This window comes from Prevotella sp. S7-1-8 (assembly GCF_000758925.1).
Taxonomy (GTDB): Bacteria; Bacteroidota; Bacteroidia; order Bacteroidales; family Bacteroidaceae; genus Prevotella.
In genome coordinates, this window is sequence record NZ_JRNC01000047.1 from 1 (window position 1) to 19,283 (window position 19,283).

Annotated in this window: 21 protein-coding genes and 2 tRNA genes; 15 read left to right on the forward strand and 8 right to left on the reverse strand. The window is 49.9% G+C overall.

What is annotated here, in order from left to right; genetic code table 11:
- Positions 1-446: 446 nt before the first annotated feature.
- On the reverse strand, positions 447-1,403 hold the full coding sequence (locus HMPREF1640_RS07745) for an NAD-dependent epimerase/dehydratase family protein (RefSeq protein WP_036893714.1): 957 nt from the start codon (positions 1,401-1,403) through the stop codon (positions 447-449).
- Positions 1,404-1,597: 194 nt separating this feature from the next.
- On the opposite strand from HMPREF1640_RS07745, the gene kbl reads away from it, so the two are divergent.
- The gene (kbl, locus tag HMPREF1640_RS07750; RefSeq protein ID WP_036893759.1) at positions 1,598-2,785 is read left to right on the forward strand and encodes a glycine C-acetyltransferase; all 1,188 of its coding nucleotides are present in this window, start codon (positions 1,598-1,600) and stop codon (positions 2,783-2,785) included.
- Between the two features lie 74 nt (positions 2,786-2,859).
- Here kbl and rpmH read toward each other — a convergent pair whose 3' ends face one another.
- A complete protein-coding gene (gene rpmH / locus HMPREF1640_RS12825) occupies positions 2,860-3,015 on the reverse strand; it encodes a 50S ribosomal protein L34 (RefSeq protein ID WP_081935315.1) in 156 nt (51 codons plus the stop codon).
- Positions 3,016-3,456: 441 nt separating this feature from the next.
- Here rpmH and efp point away from each other — a divergent pair, with 441 nt between their 5' ends.
- The 12 genes from efp (at position 3,457) to murF (ending at position 14,910) form a co-directional block, all read left to right on the forward strand.
- The gene (gene efp, locus HMPREF1640_RS07765) at positions 3,457-4,026 is read left to right on the forward strand and encodes an elongation factor P (protein WP_036893719.1); all 570 of its coding nucleotides are present in this window, start codon (positions 3,457-3,459) and stop codon (positions 4,024-4,026) included.
- Positions 4,027-4,180: 154 nt separating this feature from the next.
- Positions 4,181-5,287, forward strand: coding sequence for a glycosyltransferase family 2 protein (locus HMPREF1640_RS07770; RefSeq protein WP_081935316.1), 1,107 nt, complete (start codon positions 4,181-4,183; stop codon positions 5,285-5,287).
- A 55-nt stretch (positions 5,288-5,342) separates the two neighbouring features.
- A complete protein-coding gene (gene radC / locus HMPREF1640_RS07775) occupies positions 5,343-6,029 on the forward strand; it encodes a DNA repair protein RadC (RefSeq protein WP_036893720.1) in 687 nt (228 codons plus the stop codon).
- Between the two features lie 142 nt (positions 6,030-6,171).
- Entirely contained in the window at positions 6,172-6,492 is a 321-nt protein-coding gene (locus HMPREF1640_RS07780; protein ID WP_036893721.1) for a metal-sulfur cluster assembly factor, read from the forward strand.
- A 16-nt stretch (positions 6,493-6,508) separates the two neighbouring features.
- Positions 6,509-7,276 (forward strand): UDP-2,3-diacylglucosamine diphosphatase, encoded by a 768-nt coding sequence (locus HMPREF1640_RS07785; RefSeq protein WP_036893722.1) that lies wholly within the window; start codon positions 6,509-6,511, stop codon positions 7,274-7,276.
- A gap of 135 nt (positions 7,277-7,411) precedes the next feature.
- Complete coding sequence (locus tag HMPREF1640_RS07790; protein ID WP_036893723.1) at positions 7,412-7,657, forward strand: helix-turn-helix domain-containing protein; 246 nt, start codon at positions 7,412-7,414, stop codon at positions 7,655-7,657.
- A 390-nt stretch (positions 7,658-8,047) separates the two neighbouring features.
- Entirely contained in the window at positions 8,048-8,866 is an 819-nt protein-coding gene (gene folP / locus HMPREF1640_RS07795; protein WP_036893724.1) for a dihydropteroate synthase, read from the forward strand.
- Between the two features lie 84 nt (positions 8,867-8,950).
- On the forward strand, positions 8,951-9,727 hold the full coding sequence (cdaA, locus tag HMPREF1640_RS07800) for a diadenylate cyclase CdaA (RefSeq protein ID WP_036893726.1): 777 nt from the start codon (positions 8,951-8,953) through the stop codon (positions 9,725-9,727).
- A gap of 120 nt (positions 9,728-9,847) precedes the next feature.
- Positions 9,848-10,882: a phosphate acetyltransferase gene (gene pta / locus HMPREF1640_RS07805; RefSeq protein WP_036893762.1), complete on the forward strand. Its 1,035-nt coding sequence runs from the start codon at positions 9,848-9,850 to the stop codon at positions 10,880-10,882.
- Positions 10,883-11,077: 195 nt separating this feature from the next.
- A complete protein-coding gene (locus HMPREF1640_RS07810) occupies positions 11,078-12,280 on the forward strand; it encodes an acetate/propionate family kinase (protein WP_036893728.1) in 1,203 nt (400 codons plus the stop codon).
- A 143-nt stretch (positions 12,281-12,423) separates the two neighbouring features.
- Complete coding sequence (locus HMPREF1640_RS07815) at positions 12,424-13,467, forward strand: sugar kinase (protein ID WP_197051499.1); 1,044 nt, start codon at positions 12,424-12,426, stop codon at positions 13,465-13,467.
- A gap of 120 nt (positions 13,468-13,587) precedes the next feature.
- Positions 13,588-14,910: a UDP-N-acetylmuramoyl-tripeptide--D-alanyl-D-alanine ligase gene (gene murF / locus HMPREF1640_RS07820; protein ID WP_036893730.1), complete on the forward strand. Its 1,323-nt coding sequence runs from the start codon at positions 13,588-13,590 to the stop codon at positions 14,908-14,910.
- 57 nt (positions 14,911-14,967) lie between these two features.
- On the opposite strand, the gene HMPREF1640_RS07825 is transcribed toward murF, so the two are convergent.
- Positions 14,968-15,040 (reverse strand) — tRNA-Phe (locus HMPREF1640_RS07825).
- 148 nt (positions 15,041-15,188) lie between these two features.
- Here HMPREF1640_RS07825 and HMPREF1640_RS07830 point away from each other — a divergent pair.
- Positions 15,189-15,264, forward strand: a tRNA-Pro gene (locus tag HMPREF1640_RS07830).
- Between the two features lie 111 nt (positions 15,265-15,375).
- Here the strand turns inward: HMPREF1640_RS07830 and HMPREF1640_RS07835 are convergent.
- On the reverse strand, positions 15,376-15,852 hold the full coding sequence (locus tag HMPREF1640_RS07835; RefSeq protein WP_197051500.1) for a DUF4252 domain-containing protein: 477 nt from the start codon (positions 15,850-15,852) through the stop codon (positions 15,376-15,378).
- 13 nt (positions 15,853-15,865) lie between these two features.
- Positions 15,866-16,759 (reverse strand): helix-hairpin-helix domain-containing protein, encoded by an 894-nt coding sequence (locus tag HMPREF1640_RS07840; protein WP_036893732.1) that lies wholly within the window; start codon positions 16,757-16,759, stop codon positions 15,866-15,868.
- A 273-nt stretch (positions 16,760-17,032) separates the two neighbouring features.
- Here HMPREF1640_RS07840 and HMPREF1640_RS07845 point away from each other — a divergent pair, with 273 nt between their 5' ends.
- The gene (locus HMPREF1640_RS07845) at positions 17,033-17,431 is read left to right on the forward strand and encodes a VanZ family protein (protein WP_036893733.1); all 399 of its coding nucleotides are present in this window, start codon (positions 17,033-17,035) and stop codon (positions 17,429-17,431) included.
- On the opposite strand, the gene HMPREF1640_RS07850 is transcribed toward HMPREF1640_RS07845, so the two are convergent.
- From HMPREF1640_RS07850 to prfB, 3 genes are read right to left on the reverse strand one after another with little or no spacing between them, the layout of a single operon-like run.
- The gene (locus tag HMPREF1640_RS07850) at positions 17,382-17,882 is read right to left on the reverse strand and encodes a CYTH domain-containing protein (protein WP_036893734.1); all 501 of its coding nucleotides are present in this window, start codon (positions 17,880-17,882) and stop codon (positions 17,382-17,384) included. The two genes, HMPREF1640_RS07845 and HMPREF1640_RS07850, sit on opposite strands and share 50 nt — an antisense overlap.
- Complete coding sequence (locus HMPREF1640_RS13525) at positions 17,879-18,067, reverse strand: hypothetical protein (protein WP_052051765.1); 189 nt, start codon at positions 18,065-18,067, stop codon at positions 17,879-17,881. The genes HMPREF1640_RS07850 and HMPREF1640_RS13525 overlap by 4 nt, the downstream gene beginning before the upstream one ends.
- Before the next feature lie 38 nt (positions 18,068-18,105).
- The gene (gene prfB / locus HMPREF1640_RS07860) at positions 18,106-19,239 is read right to left on the reverse strand and encodes a peptide chain release factor 2 (protein WP_036893736.1); all 1,134 of its coding nucleotides are present in this window, start codon (positions 19,237-19,239) and stop codon (positions 18,106-18,108) included.
- Between the last annotated feature and the right edge of the window lie 44 nt (positions 19,240-19,283).

Consider the following 19,283-nt stretch of genomic DNA (forward strand, 5'->3'; position numbering starts at 1 on the left):
CTATTTTTTCAAAAAATGCGCTCGGGATAAGCAGGTTTTTAAAGAAAAAAAACCGAAAATGCGTAAACATTCTGTCGCCATATAGAAGCGTACACACGCCCCATTCGCCCCCCACCTATGTTGTACATGGTGAGCGTCTCTTCAAAAAACATACGGCTATTTATTGTACCAAGGGGTTAATCTCAATAGCGAAATGAAACGCCATACTTTTCCCATTGAGCCCAAAAAAGGTTTGCCATGTATATACCCTCTTGTTTTACAGACACCTATTAATATATATCAAAATTGGCATATTTGCGAACAATGGGCATGTCATTCGCCAATACGCCAATTCCAATAGCTGCTTTGCATGTTTGTTTCAACAGTTTTTGGCTCATGCCCATACTTCGTGTTGACAACAAACAGGTTGTCGACCAAGGGGCTATCGCCCCTTAGCCACGTGCCATTTATTTAGCCAATTTCACTGTCAGTTTCTCAAGCATGTCTTTTGTCATGCTGTCAAGGTCATAAGATGGTTTCCACTGCCACTCCTCGCGAGCGCACGTGTCATCAAGCATGTTAGGCCAACTGTCAGCGATGCCTTGTTTCAATGGGTCCACGTCATATTCCATCTCAAAGTCAGGCTTGTACTTTTTGATAGCGGCAAAAAAGTCTTCGGGCGCCAAGCTCATCGAGGCTATGTTAAAAGCGTTGCGATGCACCAATTTGTCGGGGTTTGCTTCCATGAGCTGGATAGCAGCTTTCAGGGCGTCAGGCATGTATATCATGTCCATCTTCGTTCCCTCCTTGATGGGACAAACAAACTTCTCGCCACGCACAGCGTAGTAGTATATGTCCACGCCATAGTCTGTCGTTCCGCCCCCCGGAGGTGTGACGTATGAGATAACACCCGGAAATCTCACCGCGCGCGTGTCCACACCGTACTTAAAGTAGTAATAGTCGCTCAGCAGCTCGGTCGTCACCTTGGAAACGCCATATATGGTACGCGGACGCTGTACGGTGTCTTGCGGTGTCATGTCCCTTGGCGTGGTGGGACCAAAAGATCCAATGGAGCTGGGCGTAAACACGGCACAATGATTCTCGCGAGCCACCTCGAGTATGTTCCAAAGGCCGCCAATGCCTATCTTCCATGCCAACTGAGGTTTTTTCTCGGCTACCACCGAAAGCAACGCCGCAAGGTTATAGATCGCGTCTATGTCATATTTTTTCACCACGTCAGCGATGAGCTGAGCGTCGGTTACGTCGGCAATGGCCGACGGACCACCCTCTTTCAGCTCACCCTTGGGCTCGGCTCCTACGATGTAGCCAGCCACCACATGGTCGTTTCCATACACTTTTCGCAATTCTCTTGTCAGCTCGGAGCCTATCTGCCCTGTGGAGCCGATGACCAAAATGTTCTTCATTCTAAATATGATTTAGGTTTTTGTATTTTGCGCACAAATATAACGTTTTTTCACCACCGTTTAATCTTTTGGCCATTGTTTTTTGTGAACAACGCGTGCTTTTTGCAAAATATAACACTAATTAAGTGGTTTTCTCGGAAATATTATCTTACTTTGTGTGCAAGAAAAATAAAAAATACCTAATCCTAAATCACATGTACGGAAAAATTAAAGAGCAACTAAGCAACAGGCTCGCCGACTTGAAAGAAGCTGGCCTTTACAAAGAAGAGCGCATTATCGAAGGACCGCAAGACGCCATGATCCAAGTGAAAGGCAAGAATGTGCTGAATTTCTGCGCCAACAACTATTTGGGGCTGTCCAACCATCCACGGTTGATCGAGGCATCCAAGAAAATGATGGATCGCCGAGGATACGGCATGTCGTCCGTGCGTTTCATCTGTGGCACGCAAGACATACACAAAGAGCTTGAGGCTGCCATCACCGAGTACTTCCATACCGAAGACACCATTCTCTATGCCGCCTGCTTTGATGCCAACGGTGGACTTTTCGGATCATTCTTGGACAAAGACGACGCTATCATCTCCGACGCCCTGAACCACGCCTCCATCATCGACGGCGTCCGCCTTTGCAAGGCCAAACGTTACCGCTACGCCAATGCCGACATGGCCGAATTGGAAAAATGCCTGCAAGAGGCACAAGAGCAGCGTTTTCGCATCATCTGCACGGACGGCGTGTTCTCCATGGACGGCAACGTAGCGCCGATAGACAAGATATGCGACTTGGCGGAGAAATACGACGCTTTGGTTATGGTAGACGAAAGTCACTCAGCTGGTGTGGTTGGAGCCACCGGGCACGGTGTAAGCGAGCTGACAGACACTTACGGCCGTGTGGACATCTACACAGGCACGCTTGGCAAGTCCTTTGGAGGCGCGCTTGGTGGTTTTACCACCGGTCGCAAGGAGATCATCGACATGCTCCGTCAAAGCAGTAGGCCATACCTCTTCTCCAACTCGCTCGCCCCCGGCATCATCGGCGCCAGTTTGGAGGTATTCAAGATGCTGAAAGAAAACAACGACCTGCACGACCAGTTGGTCAAGAACGTGGAGTATTTCCGTGAGCGTATGATTGCCGCTGGCTTCGACATCAAGCCCACCCAGAGCGCCATCTGCGCCGTGATGCTCTACGACGCGCCCCTGTCGCAGAAATATGCGGCCAAACTATTAGACGAGGGCATCTATGTCACCGGCTTTTATTATCCAGTGGTGCCAAGCGGAGAGGCGCGCATTCGCGTACAGCTTTCGGCCGCGCACACCAAGGAGCAGCTTGACAGATGCGTGGACGCGTTCATCAAAATAGGCAAGGAATTAGGCGTGTTGAAATAAACGCATTAAACAAAAGGTGTGCCCACAGCATTGTGAGCACACCTTTTTAAATCGTCTTGATTGGAAAGAGCTTCTTACTTTCCGTGATTTTCGTCTGACACAGTCAACTTTTTACGACCATGAGCGCGACGCGCGCTCAGCACGCGGCGGCCATTCTTGGTTGCCATTCTTTCGCGAAAACCATGCTTGTTGACACGGCGACGATTGTGGGGCTGGAATGTTCTTTTCATCTTTCTATATTGTTTTTAATTTATTATAATGTCGATACCAATGGACGTGATAGTCCCTATCGGGCTGCAAAATTACTTATAATTTTCCAAATGACAAAGAATTATATGTTTTTTCAGAGCCAAATCGGCGTTTTTTTTATAATTTTATAGTAACTTTGCAGGCGCAAAAAGCGCATGAGGCCATCTCGCCATACCCATGCGAATGAAGCCGTATGATAAAGCGTCTCGATTGTTTTTCCCGAAAAGCGAAATTTGGTCGACATTCTTCATAGGCTCAATCCGCTGATTGGCGAGCGCGGAACCTAACTCGAGACGCTCCCGTTCAAAAGCCAAACAGACGGAACAGCTACCAGCAGAACGGCACGACAGCACAGGCAGCCCAACCAAATGCGCCAAAAAAAGCACTATGAGCATTGTAACAAATTTATAAAAACATATAATATGATCAATTCACAAGAAATAAAAATCGGCACCTGCATCCGTATGGATGGAGGCATTTGGAAATGCGTAGACTTTCAACATCGCAAACCTGGAAAGGGCAACACCGTGATGAATACCAAGCTGAAAAACGTGGCCGACGGCCGCGTGCTGGAACGCACGTTCCAAGTAGGCTTCAAGCTTGACGACGTGCGGGTGGAGCACAGACCCTACCAATACCTCTACGAGGATGGCACAGGCTGCATATTCATGAACCAAGAGACCTTCGAGCAGATACCCATCGCGAGAGACATGATCACCGGAGCTGACTTTATGAAAGAGGGAGACGTCGTGGATGTGCAAACCGACACGTCAGACGGAACCATCCTTTCGGCAGAGATGCCTGTTAAAACCAATCTCGTCATCACTCACAGCGAGCCGGGCATCAAAGGCAACACCGCCACTAACGCCACCAAGCCAGCCACATTGGAAACTGGGGCCGAGGTGCGCGTGCCGCTCTTTATCAACGAGGGTGAAACCATCACCATCGACACCCGCGACGGAAGCTATGTGGGGCGCGTGACCGACAAGTAAGTCCGTAAGCACACTCTTCACCATTTACAGCTCCCCAAGCCCATCCCCCAAGGAAATGTTGACCACTATCGCAGGCTCAAAAGTGTTAGCGCATAGACAGACATGACCCGGCAAGGACGGGCTTGGGGAGTTACCGTTCTGAACATATCGCATCATGAGCCACGACCAAGACACCCAGCCGCGCCACGCATCGGCGCAAGCAGAGAGCGAGCCTTTGTTCTCCATCATCATTCCTGTGTTTAACCGTCCGGACGAAGTGGACGAGCTGTTAGACAGCCTTACGCGACAGCAAGTGCGCGACTTCGAGGTCGTCGTCGTGGAAGACGGGTCGCAAACGCCCTGCCTGTCGGTATGCGACAAATACCAAGGACGCTTGCGCCTGCGATACTTCGCGAAGCCCAACAGTGGCCCAGGACAAAGCCGCAACTACGGAGTGGAGCGCGCCAACGGCCGATACATGCTCATACTCGACTCTGACGTGGTGCTGCCCGAGGGTTACCTCGCGGCCATAGAGCGCGAATTAAGGCGCGAGGCTGCCGACGCTTTCGGAGGACCAGACCGTGCGCACCATTCGTTTAGCGACACTCAGAAGGCCATCTCCTACGCCATGACAAGTTTTTTCACCACCGGGGGCATTCGTGGTGGCAAGAAAAAGTTGGACAAGTTTTATCCGCGCTCATTCAACATGGGCGTTCGTCGCGACGTATACCAGCAGCTTGGCGGCTTCTCCAAGATGCGATTTGGCGAAGACATCGACTTCTCCATACGTATTTTTAAGGCCGGCTACCAATGCCGGCTGTTTCCCGACGCTTGGGTGTACCACAAGCGTCGCACAGACTTTCGCAAATTTTGGCGACAGGTTTACAACAGCGGCATAGCACGGATAAACCTTTTTAAACGATACCCAGACAGCCTGAAAGCGGTACACTTGCTGCCCATGGTTTTCACATTAGGCACCATCGCCCTGACGCTCTTCGCGCTTTTGGGCGCTGTCTTTTTCCTCTTTGGACACACGCGCGCGCAACATTCGTTTGGCGTCACGGCCATGACGGCAGGGCTGTTGCCTCTCGCGATCTACGCAATTCTGATTTTTGCCGACGCCGCCATTCTTTTCAGCAGCGCCAAGATAGGATTGCTTGCCATTCGCGCGGCGTTCACGCAGCTCATGGGATATGGTTGCGGATTTATTGGCGCGGCATGGAAACGCCTGTTATGGCACAAGGATGAATACTCCGCTTACAACCACAATTTTTACAAATGAGCCAGCTCCACGAAAGGTTGACATCGCCATGAGTTGGACAAAACACGCTTGAACTTTGAAAAACCTCACCATCAACCATTGGGATGAGGCCGACCGGCCACGCGAAAAATTGGAACGCCTTGGCGCCACGGCGTTGAGCGACGCGGAGCTTTTGGCCATTCTCATAGGCTCCGGATCGCAAAAAGAGAGTGCCGTGGCACTCATGCGACGGGTGTTAGACGATTGTAACAACAACCTGAACACCCTTGGCAAGATGTCCATTTTCGACCTCACGCAGTATCACGGCATGGGGCCAGCCAAAGCCATCACCATTCTTGCCGCGTGCGAATTGGGCAAGAGGCGGGGCAACACAGGTGCGCAACGACGGCAAGAACTTGGGTCGGCCACAGACATTTACAACTACATGCACACACAAATGCAAGACTTGGACGTGGAAGAGTTTCATGTCTTATTGATGAATCAGGCTTTCAGGCTCATCAAGCAAGTGCGCATCAGCCACGGGGGCATGACTGAGACCGCCGTAGACATACGCTTGATTATGAAGCATGCCATCCTCAACAATACCACCGTGATGGCCGTGTGCCATAACCATCCCAGTGGGAACACGCATCCCAGCACACACGACGACAAGCTGACACAACAAATAAAAAAGGCGTGCGAGATAATGCGCATCTACTTCTTAGACCACATCATCGTGACTGATGGAATGTATTACAGCTATCGGGAGGAGGGCAGGCTGTAACGATAGAGCGTCATCCCACGCCCGCCACCCATCACTCATGGCGATGGCAGCGCCGTGACAGATGAACTAAATTCATAGCTCTAACAGTTGGTACATTCGAATTAAATGCTTAAATTCGCAGGGTCAACAATATTTCAGAACTATGACACAGCAAGAAAAAACCATGATAGAGGGAAAAATAGTAGACGTTCTTAAAACCGTCTACGACCCTGAGATACCCGTAAACATTTGGGATCTTGGCATGATATACAAAATAGACCTGCAACCAGACGGCGTGGCGGACCTTGATATGACATTCACGGCACCCTCTTGCCCTGCCGCGGATTTCATCCTTGAGGATGTGCGCACCAAGGTGGAAAGTGTAGACGGCGTGAAAGCGGCCAACGTGAACTTGGTGTTTGAGCCCGCATGGGACCAGAGCATGATGAGCGAGGAAGCGCGTGTGGAGCTGGGGTTCGACTGATTAAACGAACACTTGGATGACTAAGAACATTTATTTTTTATCCGACGCGCATTTGGGCTCTTTGGCCATCGCGCACAAAAGGACGCAAGAAAGACGGTTGGTGCGCTTCTTGGATAGCGTGAAGCACAAGGCCGCGGCCATATACCTCTTGGGCGACATGTTCGACTTTTGGAACGAATACCGCTACGTGGTACCCAAAGGATATACTCGGTTCTTGGGCAAGCTGTCCGAGCTGACCGACATGGGGGTGGAAGTGCACTTTTTCACCGGCAACCACGACTTGTGGACTTATGGGTATTTGGAGCAGGAATGTGGGCTTATCGTGCACCGAAAGCCACTCACCACCGAGCTGTATGGCAAGGAGTTTTATCTTGCGCACGGCGACGGATTAGGCGATCCGGACAATAAATACAAGGTGCTCAGGTGCATTTTCCATAGTCCGCTGTGCCAACGCATGCTCAACTTCATACACCCATGGTGGGGCATGCGACTTGGACTGAACTGGGCCAAGCACAGCCGACTGAAGCGAGCTGGTGGAAAAGAGCCTCCCTACATGGGCGAGGACAAGGAATACTTGGCGCTTTGGACCAAGCAATACAAACAGACGCATCCCAACATCGATTATTTTATATATGGGCATCGACACATCCAATTGGATGTTACGCTTGCTGACAAGACACGCATGCTTATTCTCGGCGACTGGATTTGGCAATTCACCTATGCCGTGTTTGATGGTGAGCATCTCTTCTTAGAACAGTATGTAGAGGGCGAGAGCGAGCCGTAATCCCTAACTTATAGACCATACCGAGCAAGGACAAGCGCACAGAGAACGATCATCCTTGACAAGCTCGCGCGGCCAAAGAAAAAAAACAAAAACTCCCACAGTCATTCTTTCGTGAATAGCTGTGGGAGTTTTTTCATGGCGGAGCATCTTAACACGAGCTACTCGTCGTTCGCGCGACACTTTCGCGGGGCGCAAAAGGAGAACCCACAGGAGTGGATAGCGGAAAACAGGTTGCGCCGATTGTTGGAGCAGCTGCACAACACACCACGTGCCGAACAGGAAATCGCCGACGAGCCGGGCTTCTCGTCATTGCAAATCATGCGCGCGTTTTGTAAAACAAGAGTGGGAAAAACACCATCGCAGATACGACAGGAGAAATAACTCACAATTCATAATTTTCAATTCGAAATTTCATAAATCACGTTACGTGAACGCATCGTGACGTCAACCAATGATTTTTATTCTGAAACAGGACGGCGACAAGCCTTGTGTCACGGACAGCCACGCGTTGGCTTTGCCAGATATTACATCCCGAAAAATAGTTGGATAAACATTTGGGTGTATGTCACAAATAATCTATCTTTGCATGAAAAGTGCGCCAACACGACAACACTGCCAATACGACAGGAGACGCCAGCGAGGCTGATATACCGGCAGAAAACGCGACGTCTGTAGTGGCACGAATGGAAAATATGCCTAAAGCCGAGCGTGGCGAGCGTTTGCCGTTTGCAGAGACACGACATGTTCGGCAGTCCTAAAAAATAAAAACCGATGCACTACACTTTAAACATCAGAGGCCATCTCATGTCGCTCAAAGAGCCACAAGTGATGGGTATCATGAACGTGACCACCAACTCTTTTTACGCCGCCAGCCGCGTGCAGACAGAAAAAGAAATACGCGACCGCGTGAGACAAGTGAGAACCGAGGGCGCCACCATCATCGATGTGGGGGCATGCTCCACCAACCCCTATTTGGAACAGCTCACCACAGAGAGCGAAGAGCTGGAGCAGCTGGACCGAGCGCTACAAATATTGAAAGAAGAAAACTCGGAAATAGCTGTTTCCATAGATACTTTTCGGTCCAAGGTGGCACGCATGTGCATAGAAAAATATGGCGTGGACATTATCAATGACATATCCACTGGCGAGGACCCGGAGATGTTCCCTTTGGTGGCCGAGACAGGCACGCCCTATATACTGATGAGCCAAAAGGGCACGTTGCAAGACATCATGATGGAGATGGCTGGCAAGGTGGAGCAGCTACGTCAACTGGGACAGAAAGACATCATCTTGGATCCGGGGTACGGATTTGGGAAAACGATGGCGCAAAACTTCGCCATATACGATGAGATGGAGCGCCTTGGCGTATTGGAGCTACCATTGCTCGTAGGTATATCACGTAAGAGAATGATTTACCAAACGCTACAGATCACCGCCGACCAATCGCTCAACGGCACCACGGCGCTCAACACCATCGCCCTAATGAAAGGCACCAACATATTGCGCGTGCACGACGTAAAGGCTGCCGTTGAAGCTGTGAGACTTTACCAAGCCATGAAAAACGTCGAGCCATCCGAAGTGTCCGCCTGACAAAATATGCCTGGCCGCCGCGCCCGACCCACCCCGGATGGAACAAATGGCAAGCGAACCTTATCACCAATTAACCGCTCATACATGTTTTTTGAATTTGGAATTAAGGATGTCATAGACATCGTACTTGTCGCATTGATACTATACTACATCTACCAACTGATGAAGGCGAGCCGCTCGCTCAACGTCTTTGGTGGCATTATAGTGTTTGTGCTGACGTGGCTGTTTGTGTCGCAGGTGCTCGAGATGCGTCTCTTAGGCAGCATCATGGACAAATTGGTGAGCGTGGGAGTCATCGGCCTGATAGTGCTGTTCAAGGACGAGGTGCGCAAATTTCTATACCAATTGGGCGAGCACCAACGCGTGCGCCACTTCTTGAAGTTCTTTTCACAGAAAAAAGATAACAACCGAGAGCAGGACAAGGAGACCGTGATGCCTATCGTATGGTCGTGCATGGACATGGCTAAAGGCAAGGTGGGCGCGCTCATCGTAATAGAACGCTCCATCCCCCTTGACGACATCGTGCAAACGGGCGAGCTCATAGACGCCAAGGTCAACAAACTGCTAATAGAGAATCTTTTTTTCAAAAACTCGCCATTGCACGATGGCGCCATGATCATTTCCAAGAAACGCATCAAGGCCGCGGGCTGCATACTACCCGTGAGCCACAGCATGGACATACCCAAGGAATTGGGTTTACGCCACCGAGCCGCCATGGGCATATCGCAAGACTCTGACGCTATAGCCGTGGTGGTGTCTGAAGAGACCGGCTGTATCAGCGTGGCCATCAAGGGAAGGTTCAGGCTGAGGCTCTCGGCGGAAGAATTGGAAAGTCTCCTCGTACAAGAAATGGCCGTGTGATGGGCACGTGGCAGGTTAAAGATATTTAACCCAAGACTAACAATCAATTACTTGTTTGACTCGTTAAGAATAACTAACTTTGTAAAAATAATCAAAAGTCTAATCGAATAAAAAGAAATGATGAATTTATTAGAGAACATTGTGGCGCGGGCAAAAGCAAACAAGCAGCGCATCGTTCTCCCCGAAGCCGAGGAAGAACGAACCCTGAAAGCCGCCGACAAAGTGCTGGCCGACGACTTGGCTCACCTAATCCTTATTGGCAATCCAGAGAACATAGAGCGCGAGGCCAAGGAGTGGGGATTGAAGCATATAAGCAAGGCGACTATCATAGACCCGAAAAATTGTGACAAGACGGAAGACTATGCCACTCTCCTCGCGGAACTGCGCAAGAAGAAAGGCATGACGATGGAACAAGCTCGCGATCTTGTTACCCACAACAATCTCTACTTGGGGTGCATGATTATTAAAAGCGGCGACGCCGATGGTCAAATATCGGGAGCCCTGAGCACGACAGGCGACACCTTGCGCCCAGCTCTCCAGATTATCAAATGCGCGCCCGGCGTAACCTGCGTGAGCGGCGCGATGCTACTCTTGACGCACGAGCGACAATACGGCAAGAACGGCGTCGTGGTGATGGGCGACGTGGCCGTGACCCCCAACCCCACGGCCGACCAACTGGCGCAGATAGCCTACACCACGGCGCAAACCGCCCGAACGGTGGCCGGAATTGATAATCCAGAGGTGGCCATGCTGAGCTTCTCGACAAAAGGATCGGCCAAAGACGCCAAAGACAAAGAGACCGGAAAGAGTGTCTATATTATAGACAAGGTGGTGGAGGCCACGCGGATAGCTCAAGAGAGATACCCCGACCTAAAGGTGGATGGAGAGTTGCAGGCCGACGCCGCGCTTGCCCCCACGGTGGCACAGAAAAAAGCCAAGGGCAGCAAAGTGGCCGGAAAGGCCAACGTGTTAGTGGTGCCCAACCTTGAGGTGGGCAATATCGGCTACAAATTGGTGCAGCGATTGGGTGGCGCCACGGCTATAGGCCCTATTCTACAAGGTATCGCACGCCCAGTGAACGACCTGAGCCGTGGATGCTCCGTGGACGATATCTACTACATGGTGGCTATCACCGCATGCCAAGCGCAAAGCTAATTTTCACAATTCACAACTCACAATTTTCAAATAATAATTCACATTTTTCAATTCTCAATTATGACAAAGGCTGTTCTAAGTTAACAATCAGAAATTGAAAAGGGCGGAAAAAACACGTATTTCTTCAAATTGAAGACTGGAATAACAGCCGAATAGTATTCGGAAAGGAAAAATATAAAACATAAAAAAGAAAATATGAAAGTTTTAGTCTTGAACTGTGGCAGCAGTTCCATTAAATACAAGCTGTACGATATGGCTGTCGAGAAAGTGCTGGCACAAGGTATCGTGGAACGTATAGGTCTCGACGAGGCCTTTATAAAAGTGAAACTCGACAATGGCGAGAGCAAGAAAACCATGGCAGACCTACCCACGCACAAAGAGGGCGTGGCCTTGGTATTCAAGGCTTTGCTCGACCCTGAGACTGGTTCACTGAAGAGCGTGGACGAGATAGACGCCGTGGGGCATCGCGTCGTGCAAGGTGGCGACTTGTTTGAAAAAAGTTGTTTAGTGACGCCAGAGCTAGAGGCTGGCATTGAGAGCCTCGTAGATCTGGCGCCAGTGCACAACGCCGGCCACCTGCGCGGTATTCGCGCGGTGGGTGCGCTGATGCCAAATGTGCCGCAAGCGGTGGTGTTTGACAACGCCTTCCACAGCACCATGCCCGATTACGCCTACCTCTACGCCGTGCCTTACGAACTGTACAAAAAGTACCATGTGCGCCGATACGGCTTCCATGGCACCAGCCACCGCTATGTGTCGCACCGCGTTTGCGAGTTTCTGGGCGAGGATATCACCAAGAAACGCATTATAACGTGCCACATAGGCAATGGCGCCTCGATGGCGGCGGTGAAGTATGGCAAGGTGATAGACACTTCCATGGGACTGACACCGTTGGCCGGACTCATGATGGGTAGCCGGTCGGGCGACATCGAGCCAAGCGCCGTGACCTACCTGATGGAGAAACTTGGCAAGACTCCGCAAGAAATGGCGGACTTCCTGAACAAGGAGAGCGGCATACTCGGCATTACCGGAATATCGAGCGACATGAGAGAGATCGAGGCGGCAGAGGCGGCAGGAGACGAGCGCGCCATTTTGGGCATGAGAATGTACAGCTACCGCATCAAGAAATACATAGGCGCCTACGCGGCCGCAATGGGTGGCGTGGACATCATCGTGTGGACAGCCGGCGTGGGCGAAAATCAAACAAACCTGCGCCTGACGGCATGTGAGGGACTGGATTTCCTGGGTGTCAAGATGGATGCCGAACGCAACAATTGCCGCAGTGTGGAAAAGGTGATTTCAGCTGACGACTCAAAGGTGAAGGTGGTATTGATACCTACCGACGAGGAAATAGTCATAGCGCGAGACACCCGCGATTTGGTTGAGGCCAAGAAATAACAAACCGATCTTCGTTCCCCTCGCCAACGACAGGTGAGGGGAATGTTTTTTAACGACAGGGATAGACGACGGAAAGACATATTTCTAAACGCCCGCACCTTGATACACATCCATCTTCACGTATGGTGTGAAGGCAACGATTTTTGAACATGAAAGTAGTAACTTTTGGAGAAATTCTACTCCGGCTGTCAAAAAACAGCAGCCAGCGGTTGTTCCAAATAGGTGGGTTTGATGCCAATTATGGAGGCTCAGAGGCAAACGTGGCGGTGAGTTTGGCCCAGCTCGGCGACCGCGTGGAGTATGTGACAAGCGTTCCTGACAACAACCTTGGTGAGGCGGCGTTGATGCACCTGCGACAGTTTGGATTGGATGTATCGCACGTGGCGCGCAGGGGTAAGCGATTGGGTGCCTACTATCTTGAGCCTTCGGCAGCTTTTCGAGGCGCACGAGTGGTGTACGACAGAGACGGCTCGTCGTTTAACACGATGGAATATGGCGACATAAACTGGGCCCCCGCGCTCGCCGACGCCACGTTGTTTCATTGCTCCGGCATAACATGCGCCACGAGCAAGGCCGCTCTCGACACGACAATGGATGCCGTGGAGACGTGCCATGAGCGTGGCATAGAATTGTCATGCGACATCAATTACAGGTCGGCGCTGTGGAAATATCCCGGCGCTGACGCCCGAATGGCCACGCAAGAGCTGATGAAATACAGCGCCTTTGTCTTTGGAGACCAAAACGAATGGTATGTGGCCACCGGCCTTGAGCCTATCCCTTTCAACGCGTTGGACAAATCATATCGGTTCGATTTGGACGCTTACCGTCGATATTTTGACAAGGCACACCGTATGTTCCCCAACTGTCGGCGCATGCTGATGGCCCATCGCAACCAGCTATCGTTTCAGCATCACATCAACGCAGGAGTGCTATGGGTGGACGGCGATATACAAGTGTCACGCGTTTGGGACATCAATCCCATCGTGGACCAGATGGGCGTGGGCGACGCTTGGGTAGCGGCCTTCATCCATGCCATGCACCGATGGCCGGACGACAACCGCCAATGCTTGGAATTTTCGGTGTCGGCCTCCGCCCTGAAAAATACTATTTCGGGCGACCAAAACTTGGTAACAGAAGACGAAATAATCGCCAACATGACAGACCAAGGCGTCCAAATGGACCAGTAACGACGTCAATGCGGTTTGCGTCAAGCCATTTTTGCAAAATTGCCTGGCAATATTGCCATATTGACAAACCCTATATATCCCCAAATACATATATTGCAGTTCAAAAGAATATTATTAAATATGAATGTTAAAGCACTGTACAATTTGTACAAACAACACCCCCTGATTACCACCGACAGCAGAAATTGCCCCACGGGAAGTATTTTCATAGCCTTGAAAGGCACTTCGTTTGACGGCAACAAATTTGCCAAATCCGCGCTCGACAAGGGTTGCAGCTACGCTATCATTGACGAGGAGGAGTACGCTACCGATGGTGACGACCGTTTCATCGTGGTGGACGATTGCCTCGTGGCCTACAAGGAGATAGCACGTGAGCATCGCAGGCAATTCCACATTCCAGTCGTTGGAATAACAGGCACCAATGGCAAGACCACGACCAAGGAACTGCTTTCGGCGGTGTTGGCGGAGAAATTTAACGTGATGCGCACAGAGGGCAACTTCAACAACGATGTGGGCGTGCCCCAAACGCTGTTGAGACTGAACGCCGACCATCAAATGGCGGTAGTGGAAATGGGGGCCTCGCACGTGGGAGACATCAAGAAATTGGTGGACTACGTGGAGCCAACCTGTGGTCTGATCACCAATGTAGGGCGCGCCCATTTGCAAGGTTTTGGCTCGTTCGAGGGCGTGATGAGGGCCAAAGGTGAGCTATACGATTTTCTGAAGGCTCATCAAGCCTTGACGTTTCTCAATACCGACAACGAGTATTTGATGGCAATGGCCCACGAGCGTGGGCTTGAGCGCATTGTCAGCTACGGCCAAGACGCTATGGCGCAAGTACGCGGCGAGGTGGTGAGTTGTGAGCCTTTCTTGCGTTTCAAATGGGCAGCCGCAATGGCCCCCACACTCCATGACGAAACCACTTATGAGGTTACGACACATCTTATTGGCACTTACAACTTGGATAACATGTTAGCCGCCATTGCCGTAGGATTGCATTTTGGAGTATCGCCACAGCAGATCTGCCACGCATTGGAGAGCTACACGCCTGCCAACAATCGCTCCCAACTGATGGAAACGGCCAAAAATCATGTCATCATGGACGCTTACAACGCCAATCCCACAAGCATGTCGGCGGCTATAGACAACTTTAAGCGCATACATGTAGCGCAGCCCAAGATGGCTATCCTTGGAGACATGCGCGAGCTGGGCGACGTGAGCAAGGTGGAACATCAGAAGATAGTCGACACGCTCAAAGTTTCTGGATTTGACAAAGTGTGGTTGGTGGGAGATGAATTTGGCAAGACCGACAGCCCCTTTCGCAAATTTAACAATGTGGATGAGGTAAAAAAGGCCATCGCCACAGACACACCCAATGGATGGTATATACTTGTTAAGGGCTCCAATGGCATACATCTCGCAGACCTGACAAAGGAGTTGTAATTTAGAAAAAGCCCGGAATCACACGTGGTGAAATCCGGGCCGAATGAAAGGAGGAAGTGGTACCTCTTGGAGTTGAACCAAGGACACATGGATTTTCAGTCCATTGCTCTACCACCTGAGCTAAGGTACCTCTTTTGTATTGCGTTTGCAAAGGTAAGGCATTTTACTTAATTCTCCAAACATTTCCATGAAAAAATGCATACATTTCAGAAAAAAGATGTAACTTTGCATCGTCAAAGAAAGCATGGACAGTCATTCCACGCTCTATGTTTGACTATCGGGATGTAGCGCAGTTGGTAGCGCACTACGTTCGGGACGTAGGGGTCGGGCGTTCGAGTCGCCTCATCCCGACCAAAGGAAAAACACCAATCAAGCTGGTTGTCCAGTATGATTGGTGTTTGTTTTTACATGGTTGTGAACAGGCTTTCGATCATCTCACGGAGGGTTTAGCCTATCATCATACACTTAGTCAGCATTGGCTTTAACCATGTCGATTACTCCTTGCAAACTATTCATGTCTATTTGGCCTATCACTAACACACAAGTGCAATCATTCTTATCGTTTGAAAGCACCAACAACTCGTTTATCACCTTGTCGTTGCCCTTCATCAAGATAAGCGTATTATCGTCTCCGTCACGTACACGGGTGCATTCCTCGTATCCCTTGACGGTAAGTTTCTGAGCTTTTTCGATAAACTTTTTGCGTACATTTTTGTCACATTCGCTAAGCTCCAAGATTTTCATCGTCTTTATTTGTTTTAGCAGAGCTTTGACATTATCATTTTTTACCTTTAAAGCCGCTATTCCCATCATAGCGTGGGACACATTCATATACTCGGCACTCTTCTGTGTTTTAAACTCGTTGATCAGTGCCTGCGCCTCCTGTGCGGATACCCACTGAAAGTTAACCAAGAGCAATAACATCCATAAAATCTTTTTCATAAGCATTGGTTTATTAAAAAATGACATAATGTTGAAGCCGTGCTATATCCTCCGCGGTGAAATCCTTGAGCAATCGTAATTCGTCCAAACTGTGTAGCGGACCGCGTAAACGGCGGTAGTCCATGATAGCTTTGGCTTGATAATAATTGATGTAAGGATGTCGCTTCAGCTCATTTAGCTTCAACATATTGACGTTGATTTTATGTATATTGTTACTTGTGTGGAAGAAAAAAATGGCCTCCTTTGGAAAATCCTCTATTTCTTCCAACTGTCGTGCGCTATAAAATCCTCCCAACCTCTGGCGATAACGCACTATCCTTCCAGCAAAATAGGGACCAATACCGGGCACGCGTTGCAACGCGGTGGTATCACTAAGGTTGAGGTCCAACTGCTCCCCCACTTTTAGTTTTCTGAGATATCGGTGTGTAGTGTCACGCCGCTCATGTCTTTCCTCAGCAAAAAGGCCGGCGGCAGGGGCATAGTCACTACTGATGTGTATATAAGGTTCAAGCTCTCTATACTGTTTACGTGTAAGGCCATAAAGACGGGCGAAATCGGCCGGTCGACGGTAAACGCCACCCGCCGCGCGGTATTTGTATATGTTTCTGACTTGCCAGTAATGCAAGCCTAATCGCAATAGCTCTGTGCTATCGGCCGTATTGGGATCGAAAGCAAACCGTTCCACCTGCCTGTTCTCTGCCTCAATGTAATGACGATTTGCATGTGAACGGTACGATGAATAGGGAGATTCTCGCCGTGACAACGTGTCTTCCATCTCCAAAACGGTGTCTTCGCCGTCCCCGCCAACAATAAAGATAAACGCCATGGAAACTACCGCGAGACACAGAAAAAAAAGCAACACCGCACGGTCCGAACGGTTGAAATAGAAAAAATCTTTCAGTTTCATATATCAAATTATACTCAATGGTCGATCCCTCGCGTGCCAAGCCACGAAATTTAGCTCGACCGCCAAGACGACTTGGCTAAATGGCAGGTATCAAATGGGCGGCGAAGGGCAATGATCCTTGACACCCAAGTCATCGGGCAAAACCAAGCGTCATCGCACGCTGACAGCCCCATTTTGCGAGCGAGCTTTATCAAATATATCTCTTTTCGTTGTTTATTAGTTGGCCACGTGTAAAATTTTCTATACTTTTACACCTAAAACGTAAGCAAAATTATGAAAATAGGCAACATCATCAGGCATTATCCCATCTCGTGTATCGTCATCGTTACCATTTGGACGTTATGCCTTATACCCATCCCAGAAACTCCGTTGAGCAACGTCTCGATGATAGACAAGTGGACACACATCGTGATGTATGGCGGTTTTTGTGCCATTTTGTTGATCGAATACGGTCAAAGGCATAAACAAATTCGCTGGTCAAAAATTATTGTCGGCGCTGTAATCCTTCCCATTGCGATGGGTGGTCTCATTGAGATCGCCCAAGCCACATGCACCGGAGGCAACCGTAGTGGCGACATCTACGATTTCTTGGCCGATACCCTTGGCGCGCTCTTGGGCGTCGCTATCGGTACTCTTCCGGCACGGTATCTTTCCAAGCGACATAAGGATTAGTTAGCAGGTGGGAATTGTAAAAGCGCGCGTCACCCGTAACCTCCAACCCGATGAAATCAGGCTTTTCATACGCTTCGGCCGCATTCGACAATTCCACTTCTGCCAATACAAGCCCCTCATTGTCACCATGAAACTCGTCCACCTCAAACACGTGGTTGCCGCTATTGACCAAGAAACGATGTTTGTCGATGGTTCCACCTTGGCATAGCGTCATCAAATGCCTGGCCTCATCCACCGTGATCTCTTTCTCAAACTCGTATCGCGACAGGCCACCGTCTTCGCTTCGACCTTTGATGGTCAGGAAAGCGCGGTCGTTGCGCACGCGCACGCGCACCGTGGCGCCAATAGCGGGAATGTAACCTTGCTGGATATGGCTGGCCGCGAAGGCGACGTCCCTATATTCGCCCCCTCTTCTCACCAAGAACTTGCGCTCTATCTCAAGCCCACTCATCCTACGATAGTCTGGGTCCATATTATGTAAAGTATGGCCAAAAGAATGAGAACACTAAAGATCCATTTCACAATTGTAGCGCCATGGATTTTTTGTTGTTCCTCTCTGTTCATGCGTTTCACCTCCCTGCTCACGCTGTTAATCTCGCGTACAGGCTCATGCGGATTTGTTTTGTTTTTGCTCATGATATTTTTCCAATTAGAAAGTTTAACATTAGATATTGTTAGTACTGTGGTTGAGCTTCCTCGCCTCCGGCATATTCCATGAGGTAGGCTTTGATAAAATTATCCAAATCTCCGTCCATCACGCCATCCACATCAGATGTTTGATAGTTCGTGCGATGGTCTTTCACACGGCGGTCGTCAAACACGTAGCTGCGTATTTGGCTACCCCATTCTATTTTCTTTTTGCCAGCCTCTATCTTGGCTTGTGCCTCCATGCGCTTCTTAAGCTCACGGTCATAAAGCTGGCTTTTTAACAATTGCATGGCTTTGGCCTTGTTTTTGGGCTGGTCGCGCGTCTCGGTGTTCTCTATCAATATCTCTTCTTTCTCGCCCGTGTCTGGGTCTTCATACTGATAGCGTAGGCGCACGCCCGACTCCACCTTGTTCACGTTTTGGCCGCCCGCGCCACTTGAGCGGAACGTATCCCAGCTCACTCGCGCCGGGTCTACGTACACCTCGATAGTATCATCTACCAAAGGACTGACAAAAACGCTGGCAAAACTCGTCATGCGCTTGCCCTGAGCGTTGTAAGGAGACACTCTCACCAAACGGTGGACGCCATTCTCGCTCTTGAGGTATCCATAGGCATACTCACCGCCCTCCACTGTCATGGTGACACTTTTGATACCCGCCTCGTCGCCGTCTTGCATGTTGGTGATAGTCAACTTATATCCATGAGCCTCGCACCAGCGCATGTACATGCGCATCAACATATTGGCCCAGTCTTGACTTTCGGTTCCACCGGCACCCGAATTGATTTTCAACACGGCGTCCATGGGATCTTCCTCCTGTCTCAACATGTTTTTCAACTCCAAATTCTCAATAGTTCTCAGAGCTTTGGCATAGTCGGCATCCACCTCCTCCTCCGTAACGAGTTCTTCTTTGTAATAGTCGTAAGCCAATTGCAATTCATCGGCAAACTGCTTTGCCTCTTTATAGCCTTTGACCCACTTCTCAATAGCCTTCACCTTTTTCATTTGAGCCTCTGCCCTCTTGGGATCTTCCCAAAAATCGGGCGCTTGCGTTCGCAGCGTCTCTTCTTCCAGCTCTACTGTTTTTTGGTCTATGTTGAGGTAGTGATGGAGCTTGTTCGTGCGCTCCACAATATCCTTTACTTGATCTGATGTAATCATTGTCTTTGTTTTTGCCTTGTAAGGAGATGTGAAATGATGTCATG

Coding starts and splice junctions, on each gene's coding strand:
- HMPREF1640_RS07745 (WP_036893714.1), bottom strand. CDS start 1,403: ATGAAGAACATTTTGGTCATCGGCTCCACAGGGCAGATAGGCTCCGAG.
- kbl (WP_036893759.1), top strand. CDS start 1,598: ATGTACGGAAAAATTAAAGAGCAACTAAGCAACAGGCTCGCCGACTTG.
- rpmH (WP_081935315.1), bottom strand. CDS start 3,015: ATGAAAAGAACATTCCAGCCCCACAATCGTCGCCGTGTCAACAAGCAT.
- efp (WP_036893719.1), top strand. CDS start 3,457: ATGATCAATTCACAAGAAATAAAAATCGGCACCTGCATCCGTATGGAT.
- HMPREF1640_RS07770 (WP_081935316.1), top strand. CDS start 4,181: ATGAGCCACGACCAAGACACCCAGCCGCGCCACGCATCGGCGCAAGCA.
- HMPREF1640_RS07780 (WP_036893721.1), top strand. CDS start 6,172: ATGACACAGCAAGAAAAAACCATGATAGAGGGAAAAATAGTAGACGTT.
- HMPREF1640_RS07785 (WP_036893722.1), top strand. CDS start 6,509: ATGACTAAGAACATTTATTTTTTATCCGACGCGCATTTGGGCTCTTTG.
- HMPREF1640_RS07790 (WP_036893723.1), top strand. CDS start 7,412: ATGGCGGAGCATCTTAACACGAGCTACTCGTCGTTCGCGCGACACTTT.
- folP (WP_036893724.1), top strand. CDS start 8,048: ATGCACTACACTTTAAACATCAGAGGCCATCTCATGTCGCTCAAAGAG.
- cdaA (WP_036893726.1), top strand. CDS start 8,951: ATGTTTTTTGAATTTGGAATTAAGGATGTCATAGACATCGTACTTGTC.
- pta (WP_036893762.1), top strand. CDS start 9,848: ATGAATTTATTAGAGAACATTGTGGCGCGGGCAAAAGCAAACAAGCAG.
- HMPREF1640_RS07810 (WP_036893728.1), top strand. CDS start 11,078: ATGAAAGTTTTAGTCTTGAACTGTGGCAGCAGTTCCATTAAATACAAG.
- murF (WP_036893730.1), top strand. CDS start 13,588: ATGAATGTTAAAGCACTGTACAATTTGTACAAACAACACCCCCTGATT.
- HMPREF1640_RS07835 (WP_197051500.1), bottom strand. CDS start 15,852: ATGAAAAAGATTTTATGGATGTTATTGCTCTTGGTTAACTTTCAGTGG.
- HMPREF1640_RS07840 (WP_036893732.1), bottom strand. CDS start 16,759: ATGAAACTGAAAGATTTTTTCTATTTCAACCGTTCGGACCGTGCGGTG.
- HMPREF1640_RS07845 (WP_036893733.1), top strand. CDS start 17,033: ATGAAAATAGGCAACATCATCAGGCATTATCCCATCTCGTGTATCGTC.
- HMPREF1640_RS07850 (WP_036893734.1), bottom strand. CDS start 17,882: ATGAGTGGGCTTGAGATAGAGCGCAAGTTCTTGGTGAGAAGAGGGGGC.
- HMPREF1640_RS13525 (WP_052051765.1), bottom strand. CDS start 18,067: ATGAGCAAAAACAAAACAAATCCGCATGAGCCTGTACGCGAGATTAAC.
- prfB (WP_036893736.1), bottom strand. CDS start 19,239: ATGATTACATCAGATCAAGTAAAGGATATTGTGGAGCGCACGAACAAG.